General features: G+C 69.9%; 12 protein-coding genes. 9 read left to right on the plus strand and 3 right to left on the minus strand.

Annotated features, from left to right (window positions below):
• Positions 1 to 72: 72 nt before the first annotated feature.
• Together RNL97_RS24915 and eccE are read right to left on the minus strand one after the other, a co-directional pair.
• Positions 73 to 783: a hypothetical protein gene (locus RNL97_RS24915; RefSeq protein ID WP_313751213.1), complete on the minus strand. Its 711-nt coding sequence runs from the start codon at positions 781 to 783 to the stop codon at positions 73 to 75.
• Positions 780 to 2,144 (minus strand): type VII secretion protein EccE, encoded by a 1,365-nt coding sequence (gene eccE / locus RNL97_RS24920; protein WP_030588083.1) that lies wholly within the window; start codon positions 2,142 to 2,144, stop codon positions 780 to 782. Before eccE ends, RNL97_RS24915 begins: the two co-directional genes overlap by 4 nt.
• Positions 2,145 to 2,339: 195 nt before the next feature.
• Here eccE and eccB point away from each other — a divergent pair, with 195 nt between their 5' ends.
• From eccB to RNL97_RS24955, 7 genes are all read left to right on the plus strand, one after another.
• Positions 2,340 to 3,866, plus strand: a complete 1,527-nt coding sequence (gene eccB, locus RNL97_RS24925; protein ID WP_243315350.1) for a type VII secretion protein EccB — start codon at positions 2,340 to 2,342, stop codon at positions 3,864 to 3,866.
• Between the two features lie 2 nt (positions 3,867 to 3,868).
• Positions 3,869 to 5,122, plus strand: a complete 1,254-nt coding sequence (mycP, locus tag RNL97_RS24930; protein WP_030588088.1) for a type VII secretion-associated serine protease mycosin — start codon at positions 3,869 to 3,871, stop codon at positions 5,120 to 5,122.
• A 158-nt stretch (positions 5,123 to 5,280) separates the two neighbouring features.
• Positions 5,281 to 5,736 (plus strand): hypothetical protein, encoded by a 456-nt coding sequence (locus RNL97_RS24935; RefSeq protein ID WP_313751214.1) that lies wholly within the window; start codon positions 5,281 to 5,283, stop codon positions 5,734 to 5,736.
• On the plus strand, positions 5,733 to 7,394 hold the full coding sequence (locus RNL97_RS24940) for a hypothetical protein (protein ID WP_313751215.1): 1,662 nt from the start codon (positions 5,733 to 5,735) through the stop codon (positions 7,392 to 7,394). Before RNL97_RS24935 ends, RNL97_RS24940 begins: the two co-directional genes overlap by 4 nt.
• Positions 7,395 to 7,422: 28 nt before the next feature.
• Positions 7,423 to 8,658, plus strand: coding sequence for a S8 family serine peptidase (locus RNL97_RS24945; RefSeq protein ID WP_313751216.1), 1,236 nt, complete (start codon positions 7,423 to 7,425; stop codon positions 8,656 to 8,658).
• Positions 8,659 to 8,730: 72 nt separating this feature from the next.
• Positions 8,731 to 9,081: a WXG100 family type VII secretion target gene (locus tag RNL97_RS24950; protein ID WP_030588100.1), complete on the plus strand. Its 351-nt coding sequence runs from the start codon at positions 8,731 to 8,733 to the stop codon at positions 9,079 to 9,081.
• Between the two features lie 36 nt (positions 9,082 to 9,117).
• Entirely contained in the window at positions 9,118 to 9,414 is a 297-nt protein-coding gene (locus tag RNL97_RS24955) for a WXG100 family type VII secretion target (RefSeq protein ID WP_030588103.1), read from the plus strand.
• A 246-nt stretch (positions 9,415 to 9,660) separates the two neighbouring features.
• Here RNL97_RS24955 and eccCa read toward each other — a convergent pair whose 3' ends face one another.
• On the minus strand, positions 9,661 to 13,635 hold the full coding sequence (eccCa, locus tag RNL97_RS24960; RefSeq protein WP_313751217.1) for a type VII secretion protein EccCa: 3,975 nt from the start codon (positions 13,633 to 13,635) through the stop codon (positions 9,661 to 9,663).
• Between the two features lie 370 nt (positions 13,636 to 14,005).
• Between eccCa and eccD the strand changes: the two genes are divergently transcribed.
• Positions 14,006 to 15,508 carry a type VII secretion integral membrane protein EccD gene (gene eccD / locus RNL97_RS24965; protein WP_313751666.1) on the plus strand — a complete coding sequence of 501 codons (1,503 nt, stop codon included), beginning with the start codon at positions 14,006 to 14,008 and terminating at the stop codon, positions 15,506 to 15,508.
• Between the two features lie 237 nt (positions 15,509 to 15,745).
• Entirely contained in the window at positions 15,746 to 16,036 is a 291-nt protein-coding gene (gene rpsO, locus RNL97_RS24970; RefSeq protein WP_006127995.1) for a 30S ribosomal protein S15, read from the plus strand.
• Positions 16,037 to 16,262: the final 226 nt, after the last annotated feature.

Raw genomic sequence — 16,262 nt, forward strand, 5'->3', positions numbered from 1 at the left:
GATCGAACGGATGCGGTGCGTGGTCCATGTTCCCTGGCGGGAAGGGCGTTCGGGGGCCGAACGGGACAGGAATCAGTCCATCCGGCGAGCTGTGCCCAGCAGGCCGGTCTCGGCGTCGGTCGGGTTCGTCATCACCCAATGGTGTTCGCGCCCCGCGACCCACAGGGTGACCCCGTCCGCCAACGTGGGCAGCGCCTCGTACTCGGCGCGCGCGAGCCCCAGGATCCGGCCGATCTGCTCGGCCTCGCCGGGGGAGACCCGCTGGACGCCCACCAGCGCCGAGGACCGCATCAACCGCGGTGCGACGGGGCTCAGATAGGGGAGCAGCGTCAGCACGGACTGCCACGGCGAGGACACCACCCGACCGCGCGGCGGCCGTATCCCGCAGTCCCGTACGACGACCACGGGGCTGCCCACGGTCGCACCCGTCGGCGGAACGCGGCCCACGTCGTACAGGGACACGCACTCCAGCCCGGCGCCCGCCGCCTGGGCGAGCGTCGTCCAGGCCTGGACACGACCGGTCTCGACCGCCACCCGGGCGCCGGTGCCCGCCGCCCGCAACGCCAGGACCTGCGCCGTCCACAGCCCGCCGATCAGCGTCACGTCGTACGGCACCGGACGGTGGAACCCGATCAGCTGCGGCTTGTTGTTCGCGTCGTTGCCGATGATCACGCCGTCGTCGCCGACCGGCAGCGACAACGCGCCCAGATGGTCCGCGGCCACGGTGTGACCCGCGTGACGGGGGCCGCGCAGCCCGCGCCGGGGCTCGGTCCGGTTGCTCACTGTGCGCCTCCCAGCGGGAGCGTGGCCAGGACACCCGGCAACTGCTCGCGGTCCAGCCGTACAAGGCCCACCTTGGCGTGCCGGGCGGCCTGCTCCAACGTCCTTCTCACACCGATGAGTTCGGTGTCCGAACCACCGGTGACCCGCACATGGCCGACCACGCTCGCCGAGCCCTGGCGCGCCCCGCGGCGTACCGTCAGGCTGAACGTCGTCGCGTACGCGGGCACCGACGTCAGCAGCGCGACCAGTTGCGGCAGCGGCGTCGCACCCCGGCCCAGCTCGGGCCAGCGGTCCACCGCGTACGTGGTGTGCCAGCGGTCGTCGCACCGCCAGACCCGCGACGTCTCCATGGTGCGCCGCTGCGGGGCGGCGTCCGGGCGGCCCGCCCGACCCGACAGGATGGGATTGGCACAGGCGGAGGTGGCTACCGCGGAGTTCAGCTCGTCCTGGTCCAGCACCGCGGCCTGGAATCCGGCTCCCGTGACCCGGCTCGCCACATGGTCGGCGACCCGCACCAGACAGCGCTGCGCCCCCTCCATACCGCCGCCGCGCGCTTCGATGGCCTCACGGCACAGCTCCGGATCCAGCTTCACCGCCACCCACGTCATCCGCAGGGCGGGCGCACCGGTCTGGTCCTGCAGCGGCGCGTACGAGAGCCGGGCCACCGACTGCTGCGGCAGATGAGGAGCGGGCGCGCACCGCACCTGCTGCACCAACTGCGCCGACTCCGCCACGATGTCGTCCACCGTGAGGGCGTCGCCCAGCAGCGACAGCGGGAGCGACCGGGCGCCGAACGCGGGCCGCAGCGACTCGCCGCTCGCCTCGACCCGCACCACGGCGGTCAGGAACGTGCCGTCGCCGAGCATTCCCACCGTCCGGTGGTTCCGGTCGACATAGACGTGCGGGGCGAAGCCGGGAACGCTCTCGGCGACCGGGGCCAGCATCGGCTCCGCGTCCGCCGGCGACGTGGCGGCTGCGGCCCGGCGCCGGGCCCGGAGCCCCAGAGCGCTCGACACCCAGTCCTGGAGCGCGCGGCCCCGTCGGCGTACCACCGCGAGCGCGACCAGCAGGCACAGCAGCACGAGCGAGGGGATCATCCACGCGCCGCCCAGCGCCGCACCCACCGCGGCGATCACGAGACCCACCTCGACGATCACCAGCTGCCGCAGCACCGGGCGCACCCGGTCGGTCCGCGAGATCGAACGCAGGGTCGTCGCGGCGGGCGCGGTCTGCCCGGGGGCGGCGGACGGCGAGGACGGATCGGGGGCCGGTGCGGGCGTCTGGTTGCTGCGTTGCCTCCGGGAAGTCCCGGCGGCTCGACGGCCGGCCCGCCCGGTACGCTCGCGCGTAGCTGAACCCATCGCCGCGTTGCCCCCTCGTGTCCGTATTCACCGCTTTTTACACGGGTGTTGATCGGGTCGTCACCCTACCTGAGCACGGGGAGCGCAACCCCAGCAGGCATAGTAGGGGCGCGGTACGGCAGCGGGGGCCGACGGTGCGTGCGGGACCCTGCTCCGATCACTTTCGATCACTGGGGACGAAGGGTCAGCGGACACATGGCATCACGGCGGGACGAGCTCAACGCCTATACCTTTGCGAAGCGGAGGTTGATCGCACAGTTCCTGCAGCCCAACCCCACCGGGTCCGAGGAAGGCGCCCCCAGGCCGCTGCGCGCGGTGCTGCCGGGGGCCATCATCGCCATCGTGGTTCTCGCCGTGTTCGGCGCCTGGGGCATGTTCAAGCCGGTGGCCCCCCAGAAATGGGACACCCCCAAGGAACACGTCATCATCGCGAGCAAGTCCACCACCCGGTACGTGGTGTTGACGACCGACGGCAAGAGGCAGCTGCACCCCGTTCTGAACATGGCCTCCGCCAAGCTCCTGCTCGCCCCGGACAAGGGCACCGTCGTCAACGTCAACGAGTCCGTCCTGGACAGCGGCAAGATTCCGCACGGCGCCACCCTCGGTATCCCGTACGCCCCCGACCGGCTGCCCGACTCCAAGGAAGCGGGTGCGGCCAAGCGCTGGGCGGTCTGCGAACGCCCCGGGGAGGGCGGCCGGGCGATCCAGAAGGCGACCTTCATCTTCGCCGAGCGCGAGGAGAAGAAGACCGAGGGGAAGAACGCCCTGCGGGGCGGCGAGCTGATGTACGTCGAGGGCCCGGACCGGACCCGCTACATCGTCGACGCCTCGGGCAAGGCCTACCCCGTCCAGAAGGACGAACTGCTCCTGCGCACCCTGGTCGGCCAGAACTCCAAGCCGCAGCGGGTCTCCGCCGCCTGGCTGGCCACGCTCCACACCGGTGACCCGATCACCTTCCCGACCGTGGACGGGGTCCCCGGAGCCCCCGCCGGCGCCCCCGGCACCCTGGACGCCCGGACCAACCGCGTCGGGATGGTCCTGACCGCGACGGCGGGAACCAAGACCCAGAGCTACGTCGTCCTGCCGGGCAGGGTCGCCCCGGTCTCGGACTTCACGGCCAAGCTCCTGCTCAGCAGCCGGCAGCTGGTGCCCCTCAAGCAGGCGGGCACAGCGAAGCCGGTGAGCGCCGCCGAGCTCGAGCCGGGCGCACCGTTCGGCCAGGAGAGGGACTGGCCGGCCGACAAGCCCGAGCCCGTAAACTCCCCTGACGTCAAGAAGGGCAGTCGGAACACCGTGTGCAACGTTCTGCGGGGCGTGGACGCCGACAGCGGCGCCACCACTCTGAGCACCTGGGTGGGTACGAGCTTCCCCGCGACGCTCCCCACCGGCTCCAGCAGCGCCTACGTCACCCCCGGATCGGGTGAGTTCTTCCGCCAGTTCAAGGGGTCCACCACCAGTGCGGGCTTCCTCTTTCTGGTCACCGACACCGGCCTGCGCTACGCGATGCAGTCCAACAGCGACAGCGGCCAGGACGACTCCGGCATCGGCGCATCCGGCAGCAAGAAGGACCGGGAGGCCCAGCAGCAGGAGGCGCAGCAGGCACAGAACCGCCTCGGCTACAAGGACGTCGACCCCAACCCCGTACCGGCGGCCTGGTCCGCGCTCCTGCCGACCGGCCCCCGGCTCTCCACCGGCGCGGCCAGCCAGCCGCAGGGCTCGTGACGATGGCAGACACCCCCGACTCCGGCCGGGCGGCCCGCCGTCTGCTGACGGCCACCGCGGCAGCGGCCGTCCTCCTGGTCACCCTGCCGGTGACCCCCGCGGCCGCGGAGGACTCGACCCAGTGCACGTTCCCGTCCAAGAAGTACCCGGGCCGCCCCTGGGCGTTGCAGCGCGTCCTGCTGGACGAGTTGTGGAAGCAGTCCACCGGCAAGGGCGTCCGCGTCGCGGTCATCGACACCGGCGTCGACATCAAGAACGACCAGCTCACGAAGGCGGTCGACGTCAGAGCGGGCCGCAACTACCTGCCGAAGGGCCTCAAGACCGACGACGGCATGAAGATCGAGCGCGGCAAGGAGAACGGCACCACGGACACCGTGGGCCACGGCACCAAGGTCGCCGGCATCATCGCCGCCCGCGAGGCGAAGGGCACCGGCTTCAGCGGCCTCGCCCCCGACGCGACGATCATCCCGATCCAGCAGAACGACGCCGAGGGGCACGGCAACACGGCGACCCTCGCCAGGGCCATCACCTACGCCGCCAACGAGGCGAACGCCGACATCATCAACATCTCCCAGGACACCGCCGACGCCGTGAAACCGTCCACGGAGCTGAAGCAGGCCGTGGACGGAGCACTCGCCCGGAACGTCGTGGTCGTCGCCTCGGCCGGCAACGACGGCCTCGGCGGAAACGTCAAGGAGACCTACCCGGCCTCCTTCAAGGGCGTCCTGGCCGTCGCCTCCTCGGACCGCAACAACGAACGGGCGCCCTTCTCCCAGTCCGGAGACTTCGTCGGCATCGCCGCCCCCGGGGTGGACATGATCTCCACGGTTCCCGGCGGCGGACACTGCGCCGACAACGGAACCAGCTTCTCCGCCCCGTACGTCGCCGGGGTCGCCGCCCTGATCAGGGCGAAGCACCCCGACTGGACGCAGGCGCAGATCGTCGCGCAGATCCAGCAGACCGCGGAACGCTCCATCGCCGGCCACGACCGCGCGGTCGGCTGGGGCGTCGTCGACCCGGTACGCGCCCTCACCGAGGACGACAAGCCGATCGACCGCCCGATCGCGAGCGAGGGCATGAGCAAGGGCAAAGCCCCCGCCCCCGCCGAACTCCACCTGGGCGAAACGGCCGACGAGCGGAACGCCCGCCTGGCGACGTACGTCGTGGTCGGCGGCGGCGTCCTGGTCGCGGCCATCGCGGGCACGGCAGTGGCGGTACGGGACAAGCGGCGACGCGCGGGTCGGGTGGTCGGGTGAGGTGGAGCGGAGGAACGGTGAAGGGCGGCCATGAGACAAGTCACGTGGCCACCAAGTCGATTGGCGCTGTCGTAGGCAGTGACTAGAGTTGCCACGATGAGATCGGATCGGACCGCTGTCAGTGCGATAGCAACGCGGAACGATCCGAGCAAACGGGGATGCAGAACGGGGAGGTCGGCGCTGTGGCCGAAGACGGTACGGGTGATCTCAAGCGCGGGGTGGGCGCGCTGGAGAAGTTCAAGAAGAGCGTCGACGTCCTGCTGGCGGACTTCGAGGGCTCGGCGGCCAGCAGGACGAAGGTCGCCGACCAGAAGATCACGCGGGCCTCACTGAGCGGCCAGAACGCCTGCTTCGCCGAGGCGGACGGCCTGTACACCCAGTACAACCGGGTCCACTCCTCCCTTGTCTCGCTCTCCAAGTCCCTGGGTGACCAGATCGAGTACCTGAGCCTGGGGGTGCACGCGGCGGCGGTCGGCTTCGACAACGTCGAGGACGACGTCAGGCGGCGCTTCCACGAGATCCAGACCCGCTTGTACGAAGAGAACGAGAAGCACGCCAAGCCTGAACCGACCAACAAGGACAAGCAGGTCGACTCCGGGTGGGGAGCGGAATGAGCGACGAAAAACAGGAAAACCTGACGCCCGCCGAGCAGCGGGGGCAGGACGACGCGCGGGTCAAAATCCAGATGGCCCAGACGGACATCTCCGAGGCCGTCCGCAAGATGCCCTTCGCCAGCGCGCCCGTCGGCCGTACCTCCTTCGAGGGATTCCAGCTCAACTCCATGATCGACCTGGTGGAGAACACCAAGCCGGAAGACCTGGAGAACGCGGGCAAGGCACTCTGGGATGCCAGAGACGCCATCAAGAAGGCCGCGCAGGAGCTGGAAGACAACATGAAGGGGGTCGACTGGCACGGCGAGTCCGGCACGGCCTTCCGCGCCTTCGGCAAGGGCCTGGTCGCCCACGCCCGGAAGCTGGGTGACTTCGCGGACGTGGCCGGCACGCAGATCACGGTCGCGGGTACCGGCCTGGCCTCCGTACGCAGCGCCATGCCACCCCGGGACAGCAGGCAGGTACGCAAGAGCCCGGACGACATCGAACTGCCGGGCCGGGTGGCGGACAACCCGGAGTACCAGGCCGCTCTGAAGGTGGAGAAGGACCGCCAGGAGGCCATCAACCAGATCAATCGCTTGGCCTCGTACTACTCGGTCTCGGGGGAGCGGCTGGAGGGGCAGGAGCCGCCGCGGTTTGATAAGCAGTTGGGTATCACTGTGCCGCCGCCGACGACCGGTCGTGATCAATACCCGTCGTCTGGTGCTTCCGGCGAGCGCTCCGAGAGTCTCGGCAACAGTGCAGTGCCGGACGCGGCAGGGCGCACAAACCCATCGCCCTCTGCTCAGGTAGTTGCAGCCCACCGGCCGCCGGCCGAGGTTCTCGGCTCGGCACCTCTGCCGGACAGGACCGTCGGCACGGAGATCAACGCCGTCGCGCCTCCGCAAGCTCCGACGCCGATCACTGGCACGCCACCGCAACCATCACCGACGCCCACGACAGGGCTGCCCGGCACTCCACCGACGTTCATGCCGCCCAGTCTCACCAACCCTGTGCAGGGCGGCACACAGCGTTTGACGGGGCCAACGGGCATGCCGCGAACGGTCAGCCAGCCCGGCCAGGGATTGGGCAAGGCTCAGCCCACCGGGGGAGGTCCCGTCCCGAGAGGACAGGGCGGCCCCCCGGTCGGTCGCCCCGGCCCGATGGGGGGCGGGGGAACGTTCAACGGTCGTCCGCCGGTCGGACCTCAGTCGCAGGTGCCGACGGCCGGTCGATCCGGTGTGACGGGCGGTCGGCCCGCCGTCGGCCCCGGTGGTACGTCCACCGGCGCCGGTCCCCGTGCCGGAGGCCGGAACGGCATCATCGGGGGAACCCCGCAGCACACGCCGGCTCAGGGCCGCGCCGCTGCCGGAAGCTCCGGGCAGCGCGGAGTGATCGGGGGACGTGGAGCAGCTGCTGCTCCCTCTCGTCCCGGTGGGCGAGCCACTCCCGCTTCCGGCGCCAACGGAGTCGTCGCCGCACCCCGCAAGGCTGGCGGAACCGGCTCGAACGCCAAAGGCTTCACAGCCGGTGGCGCGGGCCTCGTTCGGGGTCCGGCAGCCCGCCGGGACAAGGGCCGGGAGGACGAGGCCAACGGGTCGACCCGTCCCGACTACCTGACAGAAGACGAAGAGACGTGGAATGCCGGACGGCGCGGGGCCGTGCCTCCGGTGGTCGAGTAGCAGTCCCAGGGAAGGTTCGGAAGCCGGGATGACAGCAGGAATGAGCCGAGCTCGGAGGCGTGTGCGTGTGCTCGGCACGCTGGCTGTGGCCGCTTCGTGGAGTGTGGTGCTCGTCGGTGCGGCGCAGCCTGCCGCAGCTGACGCACAGTCGAAGCAGTGGTACCTCGGCGCGATGCAGGCCGAGGACATGTGGAAGGTCACGACCGGCGAAGGCGTCAAGGTCGCTGTCGTCGACACGGGTGTGAACCCGTCCACTCCCTCGCTCCAAGGACAAGTTCTCAAGGGAGTCGATGCAACCGGGGCACCGGGCGACGAAACCGACGACTATGAGGGTCACGGTACGACGATGGCTGAGCTGATCGCCGGGACGGGCAAGGGGGGCGGCCTGAAGGGACTCGCTCCTGGAGCCAAGATCATTCCTCTGCGCATTGCCCTGGATGAGTTTCAGGAGAAGCACTCCAGCTCCATCCAGGACGTTGCGGATGCCATCCGCGCTGCGGCCGACAGCGATGCGCAGATCATCAGTATGTCCTTCGGCAGTCGGCACACCACGCCCCAGGATCGCGAAGCGATCAAGTATGCGGAAAGTAAAGGAAAATTGCTCTTCGCGTCCGTAGGGAACAAAGGGCATAAGGAGAACGAGCGGGGGTACCCAGCTGCCTATCCCCAGGTAGTGGGTGTTGCTTCAGCAGACCGCGAGGGGAAAGTCTCGTTCTATTCGCAGCACGCAGGCACGGTGGATGTTGCCTCGCCAGGGAGTGACGTTCCCAGTTGGTGCGACAACTCCTTCAAGAGCTACTGCGACGGAGACGGTGGAACCAGCGCCGCCACCGCCATCGCCTCCGCCTCTGCCGCCCTCGTCTGGTCCCTCCACCCCGACTGGACCGCCAACCAGGTCCTCAATGCCCTCTTCGGCACTGCCGCCCGCGACTGGAAAGACGGGGAGCGCAGCGAGTACCTCGGGCACGGCCTGATCCGCCCTTCGATGAACGTCCTCAAGGGCAAGGGCGACCCCGGTGCCCCGGACATCAGCCCGCTCACCGAGGAGAAGACGACCGGCCCCGCCAAGTCGTCCGAGCCTTCCTCCTCCACCTCGCCGCCGCCCGCCGAGAACGGTGCGGAAGGCGAAAAGGCGGCAGCGGTAAAGGAGTCCAACTCCTCCGATGATGAAAGCCAGTTGGGCCTCATCCTCGGCGTGGCCGCAGCCGTGGCCGTGCTCGGAGGAGTGGCCTACGCCGTGGTCCGCAGGCGTAAGGCTGCCTGACCGCACGTCCCGCATGCACCGGCCGGCGGTCCATGCCGGCCGTGCAGAACCAACCGAAAGGGAAAGAGAACCATGGCAGACCAGAAGGTCTCAGATGCCGCGCTCCTGAAGCTGGAGAGTGATCTCTCCATCAAGTTCGAAGCTGTCAAGGGGCAGGTCAAGAAGCTCCACGCGACGATCGACAACCTCGAAGGCAAGTGGCAGGGCATCGGTGCCAACCACTTCAACCTGAAGCAGACCGAGATCAACAACCGCATGGTCGATCTGGCCAAGCAGCTCTCGCACTTCCAGGAGGCCATCAAAGCCGCTCGCACCATCTCGGGCGACAACGAGGACGAGATCCGCAAGGCTCTCAGCGGCGTGGACGTTGTTCCGGGCCACTACACCGATCCGAATAACAAGTCCAGCCTGAACGGCTTCTGACCCTCATCTCGTAACCAGAATTCAGCGGAGGACCCTATGGGAAGCAACGACGGTACGACGGTCGTCACTTACGCGAGCCTTGATCTCGCGGCAGGCGAGATCAAGAAGCAGGCCGGAGAACTGGCGAAGGACCTCGAAGAGATCAGGTTGATGATCGCGAAGGTTTCGGAGCTCTGGGAGGGTGAGGCCAAGGAGGCCTACACCACCGCGCAGAACAAGTGGAAGACGGACGCCAACGCCATCCGCGCCAACCTTGACGACATCGCCAAGAAGGTCCTGGAGGCGTCGCCCACCTACCGCGCCGGTGACAAGCGCGCGGCGGCGAACTTCTAAGCCGGTTCGCTCAGCACAGCACAGCAGCACGACACAGCACGGCACAGCACACCAGGGTGGACATGCGCGGGAGATGTCCACCCTGAGCCGTTGCAGGACGCGCCCCGACCTGGAGGACGCGACCTGAGCCGTCGCAAGCGAAACGGAAACGGAGAAGGTGCGGAGCCCCAACGGCCCCGCACCTTCTCTGTTCTCGCGATCCGGCCTGATCCGGGCCCGGCCCCCGACCGAGCCCGGCGCCCAGTCCTACCGCTCCCCGCCCATCAACCCCGTCTGCACCAGCGGGTTCCCCCGCCGACGGGTGACGAAGACGCCTCGGCCCGGCGGCATCGGCCGCGGCCGTACGTTGCCCATGATGTCGCCCTCGGCCGGGTCGCCCGACAGCATCAGACCCTGGGCGCCCAGCTCGATCATGCGCTGGAGGAAGGGTTCGTACAGGGCGCGGCTGGCCCCCGCCGAACTGCGGGCGATGATGAAGCGGACGCCCACGTCACGGGCGAACGGCAGCATCTCCGTGATCGGCGCCAGCGGGTTGCCGCTCGACGTGGCGACCAGGTCGAAGTCGTCGATGACGACGTACACCGTGGGTCCCTGCCACCAGCTCTGGTCACGCAGCTCCTGCGCCGTGACGTCGGCCGACGGCGTGCGGCGCTTCATCAGGTCGTACAGCGCCGTCATGTGATGTTCCATGTTGTTGGACATCGGGATGTACTCCGCCAGGTGCGAGCGCGGAGTCACGTCCAGCAGCGAACGCCGGTTGTCGATGACGAAGAGCTTGCAGGAATCACCGTCGTACCGCTCGGTCAGCTGCTTGATGATCAACCGCAGCAGGTTGGACTTCCCGGACTCGCTCTCGCCGAACGCCAGGAAGAACGGGTCCTGCTCGAAGTTCAGGTACACCGGCTCCAGGTTGTTCTCATCGATACCGAAGGCGAAACCGCGCTCCGGAACCGCGTAACCGGCCGGGAGCTCGCTCGCCGGAAGCTCGCGCGGCAGCAGACGTACCGCGGGAGCCGGCGCCGCCGTCCAGTGGCGGGTGACCTCCTGGTTCATCGCGGCTGTCGCCTCGGAGAGGTCGCTGTCGGAGTTGATGCCGTCGATCCGCGGCACCGCCGCCATGAAGTGCAGCTTCTCCGGCGTCTGGCCGCGACCCGGCACCCCGGCGGGCACGTTGGCCGCCACCTTTCGGTCCAGCTCGGAGTCCATGGGATCGCCGAGCCGCAGCTCCAGGCGGTTCATGAGCTGGTCCTTCAGGCTGGCCCGCACCTCCATGGAGCGCGACGCCGTGATGATCAGGTGGATGCCGTAACCCAGTCCGCGGGCGGCGATGTCCGTGACCGCGTCCTCCAGCCCTTCGTACTCCGTGCGGAAGTTGCCCCACCCGTCGATGACCAGGAAGACGTCGCCCCACGGCTGGTCCGCCACCGAGATGTCACCCCGCGCCCGCAGCCGCCGGAACGTGGCGATGGAGTCGATGCCGGCGCTGCGGAAGTACTCCTCGCGCCGCGCCATGATGCCGTACACCTCGGCGACCGTACGGCGCACCCGCTCCGGGTCGAGGCGGGACGCCACGCCGCCCACGTGCGGCAGGCCCGCGATCGAGGACATGCCGCCCCCACCGAAGTCGAGCCCGTAGAACTGGACCTCCGCCGGCGTGTGCGTCAGCGCGAAACCGGCGATGATCGTCCGCAGCAGCGTCGACTTCCCCGATTGCGGACCACCGGTGATCTGCATATGGCCGGCCGCGCCGGAGAAGTCCCGGTAGAGGGTGTCGCGCCGCTGTTCGAACGGCTTGTCGATGACGCCGACCGGCGCGACCAGCCGACCCGCCCCCTCGAACCCGGGCTGGGTCAGCCCTCGGCCCTGCACCGGGGAGAGCCCCGGCAGCAGTTCGTCCAGCGACGGCGGATTGTCCAGCGGCGGCAGCCACACCTGGTGGGCGGAGGCCCCGCGGCCCTCCAGCCGGCGCACGATCACATCGAGCACCGTGTCCGCCAGCGCGTCGTCCTCCGCCGAGCGCTGCTCCGGTACGCCCCCGGCCTGCGCCGCAGGCTGGACGTACTGCACCGGAACCGGGGCGGCCGTGAACGGAACCGGCCTGCGGTCCACCGGCAGCGGAGCGCCCGGCGCCGCCGCCCGGTGCGCGCCCGAGCGGTACACCCCGGAGACGTACGCGGCCTTGAACCGGACCATCTCCTCCGTACCGAACTTGAGCAGCCCGGAACCGGGCACGTTCGGCAGGTGGTACGCGTCGGGAACCCCGATCGCGGCCCGCGACTCCGCCGCCGAGAACGTCCGCAGGCCCACCCGGTACGACAGATACGTCTCCAGACCGCGCAGCCGCCCCTCCTCCAGCCGCTGCGACGCCAGCAGCAGATGCACGCCCAGCGAACGGCCGATACGCCCGATCTGGACGAACATCTCGATGAAGTCGGGCTTCGCGGTGAGGAGTTCGCTGAACTCGTCGATCACCAGCACGAGCGAGGGAATGGGCTGCAGCGGCGCCCCGGCCGCCCGCGCCTTCTCGTAGTCGTGGATGTTGGCGTAGTTGCCCGCGTCGCGCAGCATCTCCTGCCGGCGGTTGAGCTCACCGCGGATGGAGTCGCCCATGCGGTCCACCAGCGTCAGGTCGTCCGCGAGGTTGGTGATCACGGCCGCGACGTGCGGCATCTGCGCCATACCGGCGAAGGTCGCACCACCCTTGAAGTCGGCGAGGACGAAGTTCAGCGTCTCCGAGGTGTGGGTGACGGCCAGGCCGAGCACCAGGGTGCGCAGCAGCTCGGACTTGCCGGAGCCGGTGGCGCCCACGCACAGGCCGTGCGGGCCCATGCCCTCCTGCGCCGCCTCTTTCAGGTCGAGCATCACGGGCGAGCCGTCCTCGCCCACACCGATCGGCACCCGCAGCCGCTCCGCCTGCGACCGCGGGCGCCAGGTCCGGCTGACCTCGATCGAGGCGGCGTCCCCCAGGTTCAGCAGATCGGTGAACTCCAGGTTGGCCAGCAGGGGTTCGTCATCGTCGCCGCCCGTCGCCATGTGCAGGGGGGCCAGCTGCCGGGCGAGCGCCTCGGCCGCCTCGTAACTGAGCAGGTCCGGAACCCCGTCGTAGACCAGCCCCTGGCCCGACTCCAGCTGCAACGTCTTCGGCTGCACCACGACGGAGAGGCCCCCGCGGGCCCCGGTCACCTCACCCGGCACCACCTCGATGACCGTCACGCCCTGCAGGCCCTCCGCCGACGCCAGCACCGACATGGGCGGTACCGACTCACCGTCCAGGACCACGACGACATGCGGCTGCTCCACGAGCGGCTGCCCGCCGGGCTGGAACCGCGGCCTGCCCTCCAGCCGGCCGGCCAGCAGGTCCTCCAGGGCGGGCAGGCTGGTGGTGATCAGCCGCCTGCTCCCCGCCCCGTCCGCGGGGCCCGGAGCCTGTGCGTGCGGCAGCCACTTCGTCCACTCCCACTGCGGCGCCGCCTCCGTCCCCGTGGCGACCGCGATCACCAGGTCCTCGGGGGAGTGCAGGGAGGCGAGACCGCCCACCATCGCCCGTGCCGCCGAGCGCGCGGATTCCGCGTGACCGCTGATCGTCAGGTGGTAGAACGCCCGCAACGAGACGGCCATGGGCAGACCGTCCAGCGTGGAGTGCGTCGCCAGGAACTGCTGCATCGCCCCGGCGGCCAGCGGCTCCAGCTCGTCCACCGGCGCCGTCTCGGGCGCGATGAGCGGCGTCGCCAGCTCCTGGCTGCCCAGCCCGATGCGCACCTGCGCGAAGTCCGCGTCACCCGCGCGCCGCTCCCACACCCGGCTGCCCTCGGCGACGAGCGCCCACAGCTGCTCGGGAGAGGGGTGGAGGTAGAACTGCGCGTCGCGCTGCTTGCGGGCCGTCTTCAACACCGTACGCCGGGTCTGCGTCAGGTACTTCAGGTAGTCGCGGCGAAGATCCGCGAGCTCGCCCTGGGTGCCCCGTCGGTACCGTACGAGCATCGCGATGGCCATACCGACCGTCGAGGCGATCATGATCATGCCCATGATGCGCATGATCGGGTTCGGCGTCATGAAGAAGAAGACGACGGAACCACCCATGCCCAGCATCGGCAGGAGCTGCATCAGCGCCCCCTCCTGCTGGCCTCGGGGGAGCTCCGGCGGAGGTTGCAACTGCACCTGCTCGACCGGCACTTCGGTGGGCAGGGCCCGCGGTGGGCGCTTGACGACGATCTGGCTCACAGCTCACCAATTCCCTTGCCGGACGGAAGTGTTCCTATCGGCGCCCCCGTGGCGACGGGCTCCATCCGCGGGAAGGATCCTACTGGCGTGACGCCACCCCCATGGCGGTAGGGTGTCGCGACGCGTGTACGCATCCGCTAACTGTCGCGCGAAGGCGGTCATTCGGGACGAACGCGGAAGGCGACGCGCGCAACAGTGCGGAGCGACGCGGAACGAGCGCGTCGCAAGCGCACGGAACAACCGCGTCACAAGCTCGCGGAGCGAGCCCGGTACAGCTCGGAACAAGCGCAGTACAGGCCAGTAGTCAGAACAAGCGCAGTACAGGCCGGCAGGCAGTACACGTCAGTAGTAGGGGGAGCACCAGGTGACCATGACGGCCCAAGCGGCAGCCACCGGACCCGGTCGGCAGAGTCACGGGACCCCGTCCGGAAGCAGCACCGGATTCTGCCGGGTCACGGTCGTCGCGCCCGACGGCCGGGTCGATGTGGCCCTGCCCGAGGACATCCCCGTCGCCGACCTGTACCCCGAGATCCTCCGGCTGTCCGGTCAGAGCCCCGCCCCCGGCGCGCCGGTCGGCTACCACCTGGTCCGCCGCGACGGCACGGTCCTGGACAGCGCCCGTACGCTCGCCGGCCACCGCATCCTCGACGGCGAGCTGCTGTCGATGCGGCCCTTCTCCGAATCGCTGCCCCCCGCGGTCTTCGACGACGTATCGGACGCCGTCGCCACCGCCGTGGCCAAGGACCGCACGCTCTGGGGCGACGCGCTCATGCGCGGCGCCGGCCTCTTCGGTGGCTCCGTCCTGCTGTCCCTGCTCGGCTTCGTCCTGTGGACGGCCGACCCGCGCCACGACATGAACGGCCTGCCCGGGATTCTGGCGGCGGTCGTCGCCCTGCTCCTCCTCGCGTTCGCCTGCGTGCGTGCGCGGGTGTACGAGGACCGGGCCTCGTCCATCGCGCTCGGCATCGGCGCCCTGGCCAACGCGGCCGTGGCCGGCTCCGGACTGCTGTCCCTGAGCGCCGGGCAGGGCATCGGGCGGCTGCAGTTCCTGCTCGCCTGCGCGGCGGTGCTCGTCGTCGCGGTCATCCTGATGATCGTCGCGCCCGGCGGGGACGGCCCGTTCGTCGCGTTCGTCTTCGCGAGCGCCGTCGGCCTCCTGGTCACCTTCATCGCGATCATGACCGGTATGAGGCCGATCGAGGCCGCCGCCGTGTGCTCCCCGCTCGCCGTCGGGGCCCTCGCCTTCCTGCCGGGACTCTCCACCCGATTCGCCCGGATCCCCATCGGTTTCGAGCCGCCCCGCACCACCGTCGGCGACTACGGGACCTCCGAACCCGCGCCCACCGGCCCGGTGGACGCCGAACGCCTCGCCGCCCAGGCGCGGCGCGGCCACGAACTGCTCCTCGGCCTGGTCGGCGGCTGCGCCCTGGTCGCCGTGGCGGCCGCCGCCGTGCTGGGCTTCTCGGACAACGTCTGGGGACAGCTGCTCGCCCTGGCCACCGGCGTCGCCATGCTGATGCGCGCCCACCTGTTCCGCTACACCGCCCAGGTCGGCTGCGCGCTCGCCGCGGGCCTCGCCTCCCTGGTGCTCCTGGGCCTCGGGCTCTCCCTGAACCCGCCGGTCGCCCTCGTGCGCGACGCGCTGCGGGGCGACGGGGCCGCACTCGACATCCGTACGGTGTGGCTCGCCGCTGCGGTCGCGGGCGTCGCCGTCCTGATCACCGCCATCGGCCTGATCGTGCCGAGCAAGGGCGTGACCCCGTTCTGGGGGCGCTTCCTGGAGATCGCCGAGACGGTCGTCCTGCTGACGCTGCTCCCGCTCTGCCTCGCGGTCTTCGACGTCTACCACTCGATCCGGGCCCTCACCAGCTGATCCACTCCCGATCGCCGGCCGATGCCCGCCGCTGATCCGTGCCGCTGACCACCGGCCGGTCACCTGGCGGGGTGTGACCCGAACGGCTGGTACTCTGTCCAGTGGCCGTTTGTGTACGCGCCCTCGGACCATCCTGGGGGCTGCGCTCATCGGACCTTCGCCTCCGAGTCACGGAAGCTCCCCTGAGACCAAGACCAGGGGCACTCGTGGGCGCTTCGAACATCAAGAGGAGTACGCGTGCCGCTCGACGCCGCTACGAAGAAGCAGATCATGGCCGAGTTCGCCCAGAAGGAGGGTGACACCGGATCCCCCGAGGTCCAGGTCGCCATGCTCTCCCGCCGGATCTCGGACCTGACCGAGCACCTCCGGACGCACAAGCACGACCACCACTCCCGTCGTGGTCTGCTGATCCTGGTCGGCCAGCGTCGCCGCCTCCTGCAGTACCTGGCCAAGAAGGACATCCAGCGCTTCCGTGCGCTCGTCGACCGCCTCGGCATCCGCCGTGGCGCGGCCGGCGGCGCCAAGTAAGGACGCTGTGGAGAGGGAGCGGTTCCCGCGTTTGAGGGGACCGCTCCCTTTGCCGTACGTGCAGGACCGGTGTCAAGCTCAGTAACCTGGGTGCAGCGACACCCGCACGAACCGTAAGACCCGCGCGACGAACACGCGCGACCCGCAAGACCAGGGAGAGGCGCTACGACGCCGCCGCCGGTCCTCGGTAGTGGCCCCCGGGAACATGCCCGGGAGCTTCGATCGA

Source organism: Streptomyces parvus, assembly GCF_032121415.1.
GTDB lineage: Bacteria > Actinomycetota > Actinomycetes > Streptomycetales > Streptomycetaceae > Streptomyces > Streptomyces globisporus_A.

Bases quoted from the DNA above. Each gene is read 5' to 3' on its own strand.
- RNL97_RS24940 (WP_313751215.1), top strand. From the start codon at position 5,733: ATGAGCGACGAAAAACAGGAAAACCTGACGCCCGCCGAGCAGCGGGGG.
- eccB (WP_243315350.1), top strand. From the start codon at position 2,340: ATGGCATCACGGCGGGACGAGCTCAACGCCTATACCTTTGCGAAGCGG.
- RNL97_RS24955 (WP_030588103.1), top strand. From the start codon at position 9,118: ATGGGAAGCAACGACGGTACGACGGTCGTCACTTACGCGAGCCTTGAT.
- eccE (WP_030588083.1), bottom strand. From the start codon at position 2,144: ATGGGTTCAGCTACGCGCGAGCGTACCGGGCGGGCCGGCCGTCGAGCC.
- RNL97_RS24950 (WP_030588100.1), top strand. From the start codon at position 8,731: ATGGCAGACCAGAAGGTCTCAGATGCCGCGCTCCTGAAGCTGGAGAGT.
- mycP (WP_030588088.1), top strand. From the start codon at position 3,869: ATGGCAGACACCCCCGACTCCGGCCGGGCGGCCCGCCGTCTGCTGACG.
- RNL97_RS24945 (WP_313751216.1), top strand. From the start codon at position 7,423: ATGACAGCAGGAATGAGCCGAGCTCGGAGGCGTGTGCGTGTGCTCGGC.
- RNL97_RS24935 (WP_313751214.1), top strand. From the start codon at position 5,281: ATGCAGAACGGGGAGGTCGGCGCTGTGGCCGAAGACGGTACGGGTGAT.
- eccD (WP_313751666.1), top strand. From the start codon at position 14,006: ATGACGGCCCAAGCGGCAGCCACCGGACCCGGTCGGCAGAGTCACGGG.